Origin of the sequence: Kitasatospora sp. NPDC004669 (assembly GCF_040609455.1) — a bacterium.
Taxonomy (GTDB): domain Bacteria; phylum Actinomycetota; class Actinomycetes; order Streptomycetales; family Streptomycetaceae; genus Kitasatospora.
In genome coordinates, this window is the sequence record NZ_JBEXKB010000003.1 from 209,001 (window position 1) to 222,762 (window position 13,762).

A 13,762-nucleotide genomic window follows, 5' to 3' on the forward strand; every position below is an offset into this window, starting at 1 on the left:
ACGCCAGGCGCCACAGTACCGCCCCAACAGAACAGGGCCCCGCCCCGGTGGGCGAGACCCTGCGCACTCACTGTCGGGGTGACCGGATTCGAACCGACGGCCTTCCGCTCCCAAAGCGGACGCGCTACCAAACTGCGCCACACCCCGTGGTGCCGAGAGGAAGCGTACACGCCGGGCCTGCACGGCTCGTCGACTATTTCGGGGCGGGGCGGAACGGGGCGGAAGAGGGTGCGCGACGAATGGGGTGTGCACGGGAGCGACCGGACCAGGTACGCTGTCTCCCGAACTTCCGGCCGGAAACGGCTCGGGGGGTCGCGCGGGCGTAGCTCAATGGTAGAGCCCTAGTCTTCCAAACTAGTCACGCGAGTTCGATTCTCGTCGCCCGCTCTTCCGGTCCGGCCCCGGTGCGCTCAGCGCACCGGGGCCGTCGGCGTTTCCGGGGCCAGGCGGTCCCGGCGGCCTCAGAGCCCGAGCCGGGCGGCCCGGGCGGCTGCCCGGTCGAGCAGCTGGTGCACATCACCCTCCCGGGTGGCGGGGTGGTCGTTGTACTCGTCCGGGGAACGCGCCGGGCGCCCGGTGGCGTGCAGCACCTCCATCAGTTGGACCCGGGCGGTGCGCACGGTCACCGCGGTGCCGTAGCCGTACGCCAGGACGGCGGCCTGGGCTCCGAGCAGGCAGACCCGCCCGGCCCGGTCCCACATCGCACCCTGCAGCCATCCGTGGGCGCCGATGTAGCGGGAGGCGAGCCACAGGTGGTCGGCGGCGCTGACCGGGACGGGCCGGGCGGGGCGGCGCAGCGCCCGGTCGAGCAGGGTGGCCCGGGGCACCGGGTGGCCGGCGTGCCAGGGGCGCAGGGTGCTGCCGTACCGGAAGACGTACGGCGCCGGGGTGCGCGCGGGGGCGGGCAGCGAGGCGAGGTAGGCCTCGATCTCGGCGACCAGGCCGGAGCCGTCCGGGCCCGCCGGCAGCTCTCGAAGGGGGGTCGGGAGCGGCGGAAGGGGCGTCAGGTCGGTGCGGGGCATGCGGGCTCTCCAGGCGGGCGGCCTTCAGGTTCCGCTCCCCAAAATGGGGCATTCAGGGCATTTCCGCGACCGGAGGATCCGGGGGTCCGGGCGGTTTCCCGGTTGGCGGTCGGGCCGATAGCCTCGGCGGCGTTCGAGCGCAGTTCGAGCGCGACCTCAGCCGGCGCGCTCCCGAGGTGGAGGAGTCCCGGTGCATCCGCAGGAGCGACTGGCCGTCATACAGCGCTGCGTGGTCCGGGAGATGGCGCGACTGGGCCAGGTGTTCCTCCCGGACGGCGAGGTGGTGCGCGGCCCGGGCACCACCGCGGTGGCGGTGCGCGAGCATCCCGGGGACGACGGCGCAGGTCACGTGGACCTCGGCTTCGTGCTGCAACTGGGCCGGGCGGACGCGCCGGTGGTCTGGGACTGCGCGGCGGGCCTCGGCAAGACCGAGGAGGAGAAGCTCGCGAACGCGGTGAAGATGTGGGCGACCACCACCGCCTCGGTGCTGGTCGAGCTGGCGGACGGGCGCGGGGTGCATGCCGACCACCCCGATCTGCCCGAACTCCCGGGCTGGCACGCGGTGCAGGGCCCGGCGGCGGTGTTCGGCTTCGGCAACGAGCACCTGGCGGCCTGGCTCGCCGAGCACCGGGTGCTGCCGGCGCTGGCGCCCGCGCTGCGCGCGGAGCTGACCGGGCCGGGCCCGGTGGGAGTGAAGCTCTTCCTGGGCGGGAAGGCGGGCGACGACGTCGCCGAGGTCCGGGTGGGCGGCGAGGTCTCGGAGGCGGCCTCCGCCGCGCTCCGCGCGCTGGACTGGCCGCGCGGTGAACGGCTTTGCTGGGCACGGCTGTTCGTGCTGTTGACCGCGGAGCGGGCAGCACCGGTCACAGCCGCCGCGCCGACGGGTGCCGCAGCACCCGCGCCCCTGCGCGTCCCGGCCCCGGCGGCGGCACGCGCCCGGGGTCTGTTCGCCCGCTGGCGGCAGGCCAGACGGGCCGGCCGGTGACCGCCACCCGCCCGCTCGCCTCCGGGGCGCTCCTGATCCGGTGCCGGCGGTCGGCGCTCCCCCGCTTCTCCCTTTCGGCACCGGCGCTTTCGGCACCGGCGCGCCCCTTCGGCCCGGGGCGGGCGAGGGGCCCGGCCCGGTCAGCCGCCGGTGATGCTGGAGATGCTGTGCGCCAGGTTGGACAGCAGGGAGTTGATCGAGGTCGCCATGGTGGTCTCGTGCAGCATGAAGCCGAACAGGGCGGCGACGATCGCGTGCGGGATCTTCAGCTGCTTGTTCCGGATGAAGATGATGCACAGGATCGCGAACAGGACCAGCGCGGAGACGGAGAGTGCCACCCGGACTCACTTCCTCGTTTCATAGCGTGGTGCCGCCGCCCGGCGGCACCTGCGAAGCCGGACCCCGGCCTGTCCGACGGTCCCGAGGCGGAATCGCGGACCGTCCGGCGCAGTGCCGGTGAGGGAGCCCGCGCTCGACCGCTGTCTGACGTGCCGCACGTGTCGCCCCCTATCCCCCGAATCCTGAACAGTCCCGCCCGGACTCAGTGTGGTCGACCGTGCCGATTGCGTAAAGGTCTGACAGTCAGCCCAACGCCGATATCCTGCGATGCGAGACGAGTTTCCGCCGACCGGGACGATAGCGGAGCCGTTCTGACGAATGGTCGGCGGGGCGGTGCTGAGCGGCCGGGAAACGTCCGGGGGCAGGGAGCGGAAGCCGCTGATCCGGTCAGCCGACGGGGCGTCCGATATGGCCGAAGATCAGCTGCCAGGCTTGACAGCGGGGCTGCCGGCGGCATGTGACGTCGGGCCCGGCCCCGGTCGTGCGGGGACGTGCCGTCAATCGCGCCAGAGCAGCAGGACCGCGCGGTCGTCGTTGATGTCCCGGGCCACCGTCTCGATCAGCGCGGCCGCGGCCCCCGCACCGGTGCCCGGGGCACCTCCGGGGACCAGTCGGTCCGCCTCCCCCATCAGCCGGTCCATGCCCTCGGCGAGGTCCCGGCCCGGCGCCTCGACCATGCCGTCGGTGCAGAGCATCAGAACGTCGCCGCGGTTCAGCCGGCCGCGCACGCCCTCGAACTTGGCGCCGTCGTAGATCCCGAGCAGCGGGCCCTCGGCCTCCTTGACCTCCCAGCGGCCGGCGCCCGCCAGCCGCTGCATGCCCGGCAGGTGCCCGGCCGAGAGCAGCTCGTACTCGCCGGTGTCCAGGTCCAGCACCAGGTGGACGGCGGTGGCGAAGCCCTCCTCCCAGGACTGCCGCAGCAGGTAGCCGTTGGCGGCGGGCAGGAAGTCGTGCGCGGGCAGCGAGCCGACCAGACCGCCGAAGGCACCGGACAGCAGCAGCGCCCGGGAGCCGGCGTCCATGCCCTTGCCGGAGACGTCCGCGAGGACCACCTCCAGCAGCCGCTGGCCGGGGCCGGTGCGGGCGGCCACCACGAAGTCGCCGGAGAAGGACTGCCCGCCGGCCGGGCGCAGCGCCATGTCGGCGTGCCAGCCGTCCGGCAGCCGGGGAACCCGGCTCTGCACCCGCAGCCGCTCGCGCAGGTCGAACAGCATGGTGGAGCCGCCCCACCAGGGCACGCCGACCCGGGCCCGGAACTGGGCCAGCAGCAAGCCGCCCACCCCGGCGGCGCCGACCACCAGGGCCGCGCCGGGGGTGACGCCGTAGACGTAGGCCTCCGGGTTCTCGCTGGCGACCCGCTGGCCGGTGTGGATCACGGACTCGGCGGACAGGCCGAGGGCGGCCAGCGCGTAGAGCACCACCAGGCTGCCGGGGCGCAGCAGCAGCGCGCCGGCCAGGATCGGCAGGACCAGGGCGGTGGGCGGGGCCCAGTCGGGGATCCAGACGTTGAGCACGATCAGCAGCGGGACGAGCAGGGCGAGCGCGCAGAGCACCGGCCAGTCGGCGGAGCCGCCGCGGAAGTAGTCGACACCGGCCGTGCGCAGCCTCCGGCGGACCCGGCGGAGCCTCTTGCGCAGCCGGGCCGTCACGGGCTCGGACGCCGGGGCGGCGCCGGGCCTCGTCGCAGTCGTCTGGGGCGGTGCGCCCGGCGGTCTGCCAGCCATGGGGCCCGACCCTATCCACGGGTGCGGCCCGGCGTCGACGGCTCGGGGGCGGTCGGCGGCGTCGGCGCGCGGGGCGCTCAGCGGGTTTCGGCCGATCGGAGGGGTGCCGGGCGCGCCGTCAGGAGGCCTACGCCGGTTGGGCGTACGGAGCAGGCGAGCGGTGTGCGCGCCCCGCGTGCGGGGGTGTGCGCGCGCCGGGGCCTGTGGCCGATCCCACAGGTCCGGGGCTTGCGGCGGGTCTCGCGGATCCCCGCCGGGCCCGGGCGGAAACGGCGGCGGCCGGCCGCACGGGAGGGTGCGGCCGGCCGTCGGGGGCGGGTGGGGGGGTGGGATCAGCCCTGCGGGTGGTGGGCCGGGATCGGCGGGAGTTCGCCGGTGGTCTCGTACTCGCTCAGCATCTCGATCCGGCGGGTGTGCCGCGGCTCGCCGCTGTAGGGGGTGTTGAGGAAGATCTCGACGAACTCGGTGGCCTCCTCGACGGTGTGCATGCGCCCGCCGATGGAGATCACGTTGGCGTTGTTGTGCTGACGGCCGAGCTCGGCGGTCTGCACGCTCCAGGCCAGCGCCGCGCGGACGCCCTTGACCTTGTTGGCGGCGATCGCCTCGCCGTTGCCCGAGCCGCCGATCACGATGCCCAGGGCCTCCGGGTCGGCGGCGGTGCGCTCGGCGGCGCGCAGGCAGAACGGCGGGTAGTCGTCCTCGGCGTCGTAGATGTGCGGCCCGCAGTCGACCGGCTCGTGGCCGGCCCCCTTCAGCCACTCCACCAGGTGGTTCTTCAGTTCGTATCCGGCATGGTCGGAGCCCAGGTACACGCGCATGCCATGAGTGTGGCATGCGCGTGCGCCCGGACCCGACAACGGGGGCGTCAGCGCTTGCCGAGCAGCTTCCAGGCCAGGGGCAGGGCGCCGGCGGCGAAGGCGGCCTTGAGCGCGTCGCCGACCAGGTACGGGTAGAGACCGAGCTCGGCGGCGCGGGCGAGCGACACGTGCAGGGTGAAGGCCAGGTACGGGACGCCGACGGCGTAGATGGCCAGGCTGCCGAGGACCATGGTGACGGCGGTGTTCACCGGGGTACGGTCGGCGCCGCGGCGGGCGAGCGCGCCGGTCACGGCGGCGGCGAGGACGAAGCCGAGCACGTAACCGAAGGAGGGCATGGCCCAGCCGGAGGTGCCCTCGGCGAACCAGGGCATGCCCGCCATGCCGGCCAGCAGGTAGAGGGCGAGCGAGGCGACGCCGCGGCGGGCCCCGAGCGCGGTGCCGACCAGCAGGGCGGCGAAGGTCTGGCCGGTGACCGGCACCGGCGAGCCGGGGACGTTCACCGACAGCTGGGCGGCCACACCGGTCAGCGCGGCGCCGCCGACCATCAGGGCCAGGTCGCGGACCTGGGCACCGACGCGGGTGGAGGCGGCGGGCACCAGGTCGGCGAGGACGGCGCGGCGCGCTATCGGGGTGGTGGCAGTGGCCATCGGGGGATCCTCCGTAAGGGTCCAGGTGAGTGAACACCTGTGAACCTACGCGGTGATCCACTGCGCCACCGCCACGGTTTCGGACAAAGCCCCGCCCTCGGGCGTTGTCGGAACCGACCCGAAGCGACGTTCCGTCACCGGACGGTGACGCTGAGGTGCGGTCGGGTCCGCATGGTGGGCCCGAAGCGGACGTTCTTGGCATGAGCAACGGACTCCCCGGATATTGGACAGCCCATGCCGCATTCCGCACAGTCTGGATCCATGCCTATGGCCCCCACCCCCGCGCCCACGGCGCCCGGGACCACCGACGCCGCCACCCGAGCGGGCTCAGGCCCGGCGCCCGGCCAGCAGCTCAGCCACGGGCTCAAGCAGCGCCACCTGTCGATGATCGCCCTCGGCGGCGTCATCGGTGCCGGCCTCTTCGTGGGCTCCGGCGCGGGCATCGCGGCTGCCGGTCCGGCGATCATCCTCGCCTTCGCCCTCTCCGGCCTGCTGGTCATGCTGATCATGCGGATGCTCGGCGAGATGTCCGCCGCCCGTCCGGCCTCCGGCTCGTTCTCGGTGCACGCCGAGAAGGAGATCGGCCCCTGGGCCGGGATCACGGCCGGCTGGATGTACTGGGTGATGCTCTGCTGCGGCGTGGCCGCCGAGGCCACCGCCGCCGGGAAGATCGTCAACGGCTGGATACCCGGCGTCTCGGCGTGGGTCTGGGTCGGCCTGTTCATGGTCTTCTTCTGCGTCAGCAACCTGACCGCGGTGAAGAACTTCGGTGAGTTCGAGTTCTGGTTCGCCACCATCAAGGTCGCCGCGATCGTCGCCTTCCTGGTCCTCGGCGGGCTCGGCATCGCCGGTGTGATCGGCCCGGGCTCCCCCGGCACGAGCAACCTCACCGGTCAGGGCGGCTTCCTGCCCAACGGCGTCAGCGGGCTGATCGTCGGCCTGCTCGCCTCGGTCTTCGCCTACGGCGGCCTGGAGACGGTGACCATCGCCGCGGCCGAGTCCGACGACCCCAAGAAGAACGTCGCCAACGCGGTGCGCACGGCGGTGTGGCGGATCGCGATCTTCTACATCGGCTCGATGGCCCTGGTGGTCACCCTCGTCTCCTGGAAGGACCCGGCGGTCGTCGCCGACGGCCCGTACGTCACGGTGCTGAGCCACCTCGGGGTGCCCGCGGCCGGGACGATCATGGAGGCGGTGGTGCTGATCGCGCTGCTGTCCGCCATGAACGCCAACATCTACGGCGCCTCCCGGATGGCGTACTCGCTGGTCGGCCGCGGCCAGGGCCCCAAGGCGCTGGCCAAGGTCAGCGGCGGGGTGCCGCGCCGGGCCGTGCTGGCCTCCTGCCTGTTCGGCTTCGGCGCCGTGCTGGCCGCCAAGTTCTGGCCCGCCACCGTGTTCACCTGGCTGATGAACACCACGGGCGTGGCGATCCTGGTGGTCTGGCTGTTCATCTGCATCGTCCAGCTGCGGATGCGCCGTCGGCTGGAGCAGGAGGCGCCCGAGCTGCTCACCGTGAAGATGTGGGGCTACCCGTACCTGACCTGGGTCGCGATGGCCGCTGTGGCCGGCATCCTCGCGCTGATGACCACCACCGAGGGCAACCGTCAGCAGCTGTACGCGGCCGGGGTGCTGGTCGTGCTGCTGATCGCGGCCGGGCTGGTCAAGCAGCGCCGGGCCGCGGCCGCCGGCTAGGACGTGCACGGAAGGGCCCGGTACCGACCGCTGGAACCCAAGCGCTCGGTACCGGGCCCTTCCGTGTGCCGGTGGGCCTACTCGAAGGACGGCCCCGCCGTACGGGTGCGCTTGATCTCGTAGAAGCCCGGGGTGGAGGCCACCAGCAGGGTGCCGTCCCAGAGCCGGGCCGCGGCCTCGCCCTTCGGGGCCGGGGTGACGACCGGGCCGAAGAAGGCGACCCGCTCGCCGTCCGCGCCCTCGACCGCGATCACCGGGGTGCCGACGTCCTCGCCGACCAGGGTGATGCCCTCCTTGTGCGAGGCGCGCAGGGCCTCGTCGTAGGCGTCGGTGTCGGCCGCGTCCGCCAGCTCGGCGGGCAGGCCGGCGGCCACCAGGGCGGCCTCGACGGTCTCCCGGTTCTGCGGCAGGCCCTGGTTGTGGAAGCGCAGGCCCAGCTCGGTGTAGAGCCGGCCCAGCACCTCCTCGCCGTGCTGCTGGGCGGCCGCGATGCAGACCCGCACCGCGCCCCAGGCGTTGTCCAGCAGCTCGCGGTACTGCTGCGGCAGGTCGCGGTGCTCGTTGAGCACCGACAGGCTCATCACGTGCCAGTTCACGTCGACCGGCCGCAGCTGCTGGACCTCGATCAGCCAGCGGGACGTCATCCACGCCCACGGGCAGGCCGGGTCGAACCAGAAGTCGGCGGTCTTGCGCTCAGCGGCAGTCGTCACTGGGGTCTCGTCCTTCATGAGGTGATCCGAGGCAGCGGGGTCTTCCCCCCTCCAGCACCCCAACACCCGTCCGGCACCGGTGATTCCGGCCCGGACGCGGCGGCTTGTGCAATGGTACTGGCCAGGGTGAGCGTGAAAGGATGACCCTGCGTGCGCGACGCACACCGCGCACGGGACCGCACCACCCAGAGACGCACCACCGTGCGAGCCGGACAAAGGAGTACCGCCGTGCCGGGCAAGAACCTGAGCCGCGAGGAAGCACAGCAGCGAGCCGGCATCCTGGCCGTGGACGGCTACCGGGTCCGGCTGGACCTGACCTCGGCCCTCGACCCGGCCGCCACCACCTTCCGCTCCACCACCACCGTCGCCTTCCGCTGCTCCCAGCCCGGCGCCGCCACCTTCCTCGACCTGCTCGCCCCGGCCGTCCGCTCGGTCACCCTCAACGGCCGCGCCCTGGACCCGGCCACCGCCTACGACGGCGCCCGGGTGCACGTCGACGGCCTCGCCGCCGAGAACGTCCTCACCGTCGAGGCGGACTGCGCCTACAGCCGCACCGGTGAGGGCCTGCACCGCTTCGTCGACCCCGTGGACGGCGAGACCTACCTCTACACCCACTACGAGCCAGCCGACGCCCGGCGGGTGTTCGCCAACTTCGAGCAGCCCGATCTGAAGGCCCCGTTCAGCTTCACGGTGACCGCCCCGGCCGCCTGGGACGTGCGGTCCAACGCCGTGCACGAGGCCGTGACCGAGGAAGGCGCCGCCCGTACCTGGGAGTTCGCGCCGACCAAGCCGATCTCCACCTACCTCACCGCCGTGGTGGCCGGCCCGTACCACGTCGCCCGCGACCACTACAGCCGCGAACTCGCCGACGGCACCACCCTGGAGATCCCGCTCTCCGCGATGTGCCGCAGGTCGCTCGCCCCGTACTTCGACGCGGAGGAGATCCTCGGCGTCACCAAGCTCGGACTCGACTTCTTCCACGAGGAGTTCGACTTCCCGTACCCCTTCGGCAAGTACGACCAGGCCTTCGTCCCCGAGTACAACATCGGCGCGATGGAGAACCCGGGCTGCGTCACCTTCAAGGAGGAGTTCGTCTTCCGCTCGAAGGTCACCGACGCCGCCTACGAGTCCCGCGCCAACGTCATCCTGCACGAGATGGCGCACATGTGGTTCGGCGACCTGGTCACCCCGCGCTGGTGGGACGACCTGTGGCTGAAGGAGTCCTTCGCCGACTTCATGGGCTCCTACGGCCTGATCGGCGCCCGCACCCGGTACTCCTCCGCCTGGGTCACCTTCGCCAACCAGCGCAAGGCCTGGGCCTACCGGCAGGACCAGTTCCCCACCACCCACCCGATCACCGCCGACATCCGCGACCTCGAGGACGCCAAGCTCAACTTCGACGGCATCACCTACGCCAAGGGCGCCGCCGTCCTCAAGCAGCTGGTCGCGTACGTCGGTTCGGAGGCCTTCTTCGAGGGCGCCCGCCGCTACTTCAAGCGGCACGCCTTCGGCAACACCGAACTGGCCGACCTGCTGGACGTGCTGGAGGAGACCAGCGGGCGCGACCTCAAGAGCTGGGCCGCCGCCTGGCTGCAGACCGCCGGGGTCAACGCGCTCACCCCCCAGGTCACCACCGACGCCGAGGGCCGGATCACCGAACTCGCCGTCCTCCAGGACGGCGACGTACTTCGCCCGCACCGGATCGCGGTCGGCCTGTACGACCGGGACGCCGACGGCGCCCTGGTACGCACCGAGCGGATCGAGCTGGACGTCACCGGCGCCCGTACGGTCGTCGCCGAGGCGGTCGGTCGCCCGCGCCCGGCCCTGGTCCTGCTCAACGACGAGGACCTGACCTACTGCAAGATCCGCTTCGACGCCGACTCGCTGGAGACCCTGCGCACCGGCCTCGGCGCCATCCGCGACGAGCTGGCCCGCGCGCTCGCCTGGTCCGCCGTCTGGAACCTCACCCGGGACGGCCTGATGCCGGCCCGCGACTACGTCGCCCTGGTGCTGCGCTTCGCCGGCCAGGAGGGCAACATCGGCGTGCTGCAGTCGCTGCACGCCCAGGCCAGGACCGCCGTCGACCTGTACGCCGCCCCCGAGTGGCGCGCCGAGGGCGCCCGGCAGCTCGCCGACGGCGCCCTGCGCGAGCTGCGCGAGGCCGTCCCCGGCAGCGACCACCAGCTGGCCTGGGCCCGCTTCCTGGCCCAGACCGCGGGCGGCGCCGAGCACCTCGGCCTGGTCCGCGGCCTGCTGGCCGGCAGCGCCCGGATCGACGGCCTGGAGGTCGACCAGGAGCTGCGCTGGTCGCTGTGGCTGGCGCTGGCCGCCGCCGGGCAGGCCACCGACGAGGAACTGGCCGGGGAACTGACCGCCGACAACACCGCGGGCGGCAAGCGCCAGTACACCCAGTGCCTGGCCGCCCGGCCCACCCCGGAGGCCAAGGCCGCCGCCTGGTCGGCCGTGATCGACTCGGACGAACTGCCGAGCGCCCTGGTCGAGGCCAACACCGCGGGCTTCTCGATCCCCGCCCAGCGGGACCTGACCGTCCTCTACGCGGCGCCGTACTTCAAGCTGCTGGAGAAGGTCTGGGCCGAGCGGACCATCGAGATCGCGATGCGGATCGTCGGCGGCTTCTTCCCGACCGCCCAGACCGACGAGCAGACCCTGGCCGAGGCCGACGCCTGGCTGTCCGGCCGTCCGCAGGCCGCGCCGGCGCTGCGCCGCCTGGTGCTGGAGCGCCGGGACGACCTGGCCCGCGCACTGCGGGCGCAGGCCTGCGACCGGGCCTGACCGGCTGAGCGAAGGGGCCCGCCGACTCCGTGTCGGCGGGCCCCTTCGCGTCGATCGCGGCGGCCGTCGGGTACTCGCGGGCGGCGCCGAGCGCGCGGCGGATGTCCTCGGCGTGCACCGAAGAGGCCGGACCGCGAAGTGCGGTCCGGCCTCTTCAGTCGCTAGTGCGGGGCTCAGCCGATGAGCGAGCGCAGCACGTACTGCAGGATGCCGCCGTTGCGGTAGTAGTCCGCCTCACCGGGGGTGTCGATGCGGACGACCGCGTCGAACTCGTTGCTGCTCCCGTTCGGGCCGACGGCCTTGACCTTGACGGTCGCGGGGGTGCGGCCCTCGTTGAGCTCGGTCACACCGGTGATGGAGAAGGTCTCCTCGCCGGTCAGGCCGAGGGAGTCGGCGTTCTCGCCCTCCGGGAACTGCAGCGGCAGGACGCCCATGCCGATCAGGTTCGAGCGGTGGATGCGCTCGTAGGACTCGGCGATGACGGCCTTGACGCCCAGCAGCGCGGTGCCCTTGGCGGCCCAGTCACGGGACGAGCCGGAGCCGTACTCCTTGCCGGCCAGGACGACCAGCGGGATGCCGGCGGCCTGGTAGTTCTGCGAGGCGTCGTAGATGAACGACACCGGCGCGTCGGCCTGGGTGAAGTCGCGGGTGTAGCCGCCCTCGGTGCCCGGCGCGATCTGGTTGCGCAGGCGGATGTTGGCGAAGGTGCCGCGGATCATGACCTCGTGGTTGCCACGGCGCGAGCCGTAGGAGTTGAAGTCACGCTTCTCGACACCGTTGGCGGTCAGGTACTGCGCCGCCGGGGTGCCCGGCTTGATGTTGCCGGCCGGGGAGATGTGGTCGGTGGTGACCGAGTCGCCCAGCTTGGCCAGGACGCGGGCGTCGGCGATGTCGGTCACCGGGCTCGGGGTCTTGGCCATGCCCTCGAAGTACGGGGGCTTGCGGACGTAGGTGGACTCGGCGTCCCACTCGAAGGTGTTGCCGGTCGGGACCGGGAGCGACTGCCAGCGGTAGTCGCCGGCGAAGACGTCCTGGTAGCCCTTGTCGAACATGTCCTGGTCGATGGAGCCCGCGACGACGTCGGCGACCTCCTGCTCCGACGGCCAGATGTCGGAGAGGAAGACGTCGTTGCCGTCGGCGTCCTTGCCCAGGGCGTCCTTGGTGATGTCGACGTTCATGTTGCCGGCGAGGGCGTAGGCGACCACCAGCGGCGGGGAGGCCAGGTAGTTCATCTTGACGTCGGGGTTGATCCGGCCCTCGAAGTTGCGGTTGCCGGAGAGCACCGAGACGACCGCGAGGTCGGACGCGTTGACGGCGGCCGAGACCTCCTCGGGCAGCGGGCCCGAGTTGCCGATGCAGGTGACGCAGCCGTAGCCGACCAGGTTGAAGCCCAGCTTCTCCATGTACGGGAGCAGGCCGGCCTTCTCGTAGTAGTCCATGACGACCTTGGAGCCCGGCGCCAGGGTGGTCTTGACCCAGGGCTTGACCTGCAGGCCCTTCTCCACGGCCTTCTTCGCCAGCAGGGCGGCGCCCAGCATGACGGAGGGGTTGGAGGTGTTGGTGCAGGAGGTGATCGAGGCGATCACGACCGCGCCGTTGTCGATCTCGTAGGTCGAGCCGTCGGGGGCGGTGACGGTGGTCGGCTTCGAGGCCTCGGAGGAGTAGGTCGGCAGCGCCTCGGCGAACTTCTGCGCGGCCTCGGCCAGGATCACGCGGTCCTGCGGGCGCTTCGGGCCGGAGATCGACGGGACGACGGTGGAGACGTCCAGCTCCAGGTACTCGGAGTAGACCGGCTCGACCGACGGGTCGTGCCAGAGGCCCTGCTCCTTGGCGTACGCCTCGACCAGGGCGAGCTGCTGCTCGTCGCGGCCGGTGAGCTTCAGGTAGTTGACGGTCTCGGTGTCGATCGGGAAGATCGCGCAGGTCGAGCCGAACTCCGGCGACATGTTGCCGATGGTGGCGCGGTTGGCCAGCGGGATGGCGCCGATGCCGTCGCCGTAGAACTCGACGAACTTGCCGACCACACCGTGCTTGCGCAGCATCTCGGTGATGGTGAGCACCAGGTCGGTGGCGGTGGTGCCGGCCGGCAGCTGGCCGGTCAGCTTGAAGCCGACCACGCGCGGGATCAGCATGGAGACCGGCTGGCCGAGCATGGCGGCCTCGGCCTCGATGCCACCGACGCCCCAGCCCAGCACGCCCAGGCCGTTGACCATGGTGGTGTGCGAGTCGGTGCCGACGCAGGTGTCCGGGTAGGCCTGGCCGCCCCGGACCATGACGGTGCGGGCCAGGTGCTCGATGTTCACCTGGTGGACGATGCCGGTGCCCGGCGGGACGACCTTGAACTCGTCGAAGGCGGTCTGGCCCCAGCGCAGGAACTGGTAGCGCTCCTTGTTGCGGCCGTACTCGATCTCGACGTTCTGGGTGAAGGCGTCCTTGGTGCCGAACTTGTCGGCGATGACGGAGTGGTCGATGACCAGCTCGGCCGGGGCCAGCGGGTTGATCTTGGCCGGGTCGCCGCCCAGCTCCTTGACGGCCTCACGCATGGTGGCGAGGTCGACCACGCACGGCACACCGGTGAAGTCCTGCATGATCACGCGGGCCGGGGTGAACTGGATCTCCTGGCTCGGCTGGGCCGTGGCGTCCCAGTTGCCGAGGGCGCGGATGTGCTCGGCGGTGATGTTCGCGCCGTCCTCCGTGCGGAGCAGGTTCTCCAGCAGCACCTTGAGGCTGTAGGGCAGCCGCTCGGAACCCTCGACGGCGGAGAGCTTGAAGATCTCGTACGACTCGTCGCCCACCTGCAGCGAGCTGCGGGCGTCGAAGCTGTTCGCGGACACGACTGACTCCTTCTGGGTGCTTCGTGCTATATCCGGGCGTCACGCGGTGGTAAGGTCAGCCTTACTTAGGCCGATCTCGCCGCATCGCCGGCGAGCGCCCCTCGGCAAGTATCTTGATGTCGAGATATATCGTAAAGGGCAGTTATCTCGATGTCGAGATAAACCATAGTGCATGCCGCCGCCGTCACCACCGCAGGC

At 72.1% G+C, this 13,762-nt stretch carries 10 protein-coding genes and 2 tRNA genes; 4 read left to right on the forward strand and 8 right to left on the reverse strand.

Annotation, left to right across the window (positions count from 1 at the left end; all coding sequences use genetic code 11):
• Positions 1–73: 73 nt before the first annotated feature.
• Positions 74–147 (reverse strand) — tRNA-Pro (locus ABZW30_RS04540).
• 169 nt (positions 148–316) lie between these two features.
• Between ABZW30_RS04540 and ABZW30_RS04545 the strand changes: the two genes are divergently transcribed.
• A tRNA-Gly gene (locus tag ABZW30_RS04545) sits at positions 317–387 on the forward strand.
• A gap of 74 nt (positions 388–461) precedes the next feature.
• Here the strand turns inward: ABZW30_RS04545 and ABZW30_RS04550 are convergent.
• A complete protein-coding gene (locus tag ABZW30_RS04550) occupies positions 462–1,022 on the reverse strand; it encodes a hypothetical protein (protein WP_355669549.1) in 561 nt (186 codons plus the stop codon).
• 190 nt (positions 1,023–1,212) lie between these two features.
• Between ABZW30_RS04550 and ABZW30_RS04555 the strand changes: the two genes are divergently transcribed.
• Entirely contained in the window at positions 1,213–2,007 is a 795-nt protein-coding gene (locus ABZW30_RS04555; protein ID WP_355669550.1) for a DUF6348 family protein, read from the forward strand.
• A gap of 140 nt (positions 2,008–2,147) precedes the next feature.
• Here ABZW30_RS04555 and ABZW30_RS04560 read toward each other — a convergent pair whose 3' ends face one another.
• The 4 genes from ABZW30_RS04560 to ABZW30_RS04575 all read right to left on the reverse strand — a co-directional run bounded on the left by ABZW30_RS04560 (position 2,148) and on the right by ABZW30_RS04575 (position 5,535).
• Positions 2,148–2,345, reverse strand: a complete 198-nt coding sequence (locus tag ABZW30_RS04560; RefSeq protein WP_355669551.1) for a hypothetical protein — start codon at positions 2,343–2,345, stop codon at positions 2,148–2,150.
• A 498-nt stretch (positions 2,346–2,843) separates the two neighbouring features.
• A complete protein-coding gene (locus ABZW30_RS04565; RefSeq protein WP_355669552.1) occupies positions 2,844–4,070 on the reverse strand; it encodes a PP2C family protein-serine/threonine phosphatase in 1,227 nt (408 codons plus the stop codon).
• 332 nt (positions 4,071–4,402) lie between these two features.
• Positions 4,403–4,888, reverse strand: a complete 486-nt coding sequence (locus ABZW30_RS04570; protein ID WP_355669553.1) for a ribose-5-phosphate isomerase — start codon at positions 4,886–4,888, stop codon at positions 4,403–4,405.
• Between the two features lie 47 nt (positions 4,889–4,935).
• Complete coding sequence (locus ABZW30_RS04575) at positions 4,936–5,535, reverse strand: biotin transporter BioY (RefSeq protein WP_355669554.1); 600 nt, start codon at positions 5,533–5,535, stop codon at positions 4,936–4,938.
• A 384-nt stretch (positions 5,536–5,919) separates the two neighbouring features.
• Here ABZW30_RS04575 and ABZW30_RS04580 point away from each other — a divergent pair, with 384 nt between their 5' ends.
• A complete protein-coding gene (locus tag ABZW30_RS04580) occupies positions 5,920–7,227 on the forward strand; it encodes an amino acid permease (protein WP_355669595.1) in 1,308 nt (435 codons plus the stop codon).
• A gap of 77 nt (positions 7,228–7,304) precedes the next feature.
• Here ABZW30_RS04580 and ABZW30_RS04585 read toward each other — a convergent pair whose 3' ends face one another.
• A complete protein-coding gene (locus ABZW30_RS04585) occupies positions 7,305–7,955 on the reverse strand; it encodes a DsbA family protein (RefSeq protein ID WP_355669555.1) in 651 nt (216 codons plus the stop codon).
• Between the two features lie 210 nt (positions 7,956–8,165).
• On the opposite strand from ABZW30_RS04585, the gene pepN reads away from it, so the two are divergent.
• On the forward strand, positions 8,166–10,730 hold the full coding sequence (gene pepN, locus ABZW30_RS04590) for an aminopeptidase N (RefSeq protein ID WP_355669556.1): 2,565 nt from the start codon (positions 8,166–8,168) through the stop codon (positions 10,728–10,730).
• A gap of 173 nt (positions 10,731–10,903) precedes the next feature.
• Here the strand turns inward: pepN and acnA are convergent, their stop codons facing one another.
• On the reverse strand, positions 10,904–13,564 hold the full coding sequence (gene acnA / locus ABZW30_RS04595; RefSeq protein WP_355669557.1) for an aconitate hydratase AcnA: 2,661 nt from the start codon (positions 13,562–13,564) through the stop codon (positions 10,904–10,906).
• Positions 13,565–13,762 lie beyond the last annotated feature (198 nt).

Coding starts and splice junctions, on each gene's coding strand:
- ABZW30_RS04550 (WP_355669549.1), bottom strand. CDS start 1,022: ATGCCCCGCACCGACCTGACGCCCCTTCCGCCGCTCCCGACCCCCCTT.
- ABZW30_RS04565 (WP_355669552.1), bottom strand. CDS start 4,070: ATGGCTGGCAGACCGCCGGGCGCACCGCCCCAGACGACTGCGACGAGG.
- ABZW30_RS04570 (WP_355669553.1), bottom strand. CDS start 4,888: ATGCGCGTGTACCTGGGCTCCGACCATGCCGGATACGAACTGAAGAAC.
- ABZW30_RS04575 (WP_355669554.1), bottom strand. CDS start 5,535: ATGGCCACTGCCACCACCCCGATAGCGCGCCGCGCCGTCCTCGCCGAC.
- ABZW30_RS04580 (WP_355669595.1), top strand. CDS start 5,920: ATGATCGCCCTCGGCGGCGTCATCGGTGCCGGCCTCTTCGTGGGCTCC.
- ABZW30_RS04585 (WP_355669555.1), bottom strand. CDS start 7,955: ATGAAGGACGAGACCCCAGTGACGACTGCCGCTGAGCGCAAGACCGCC.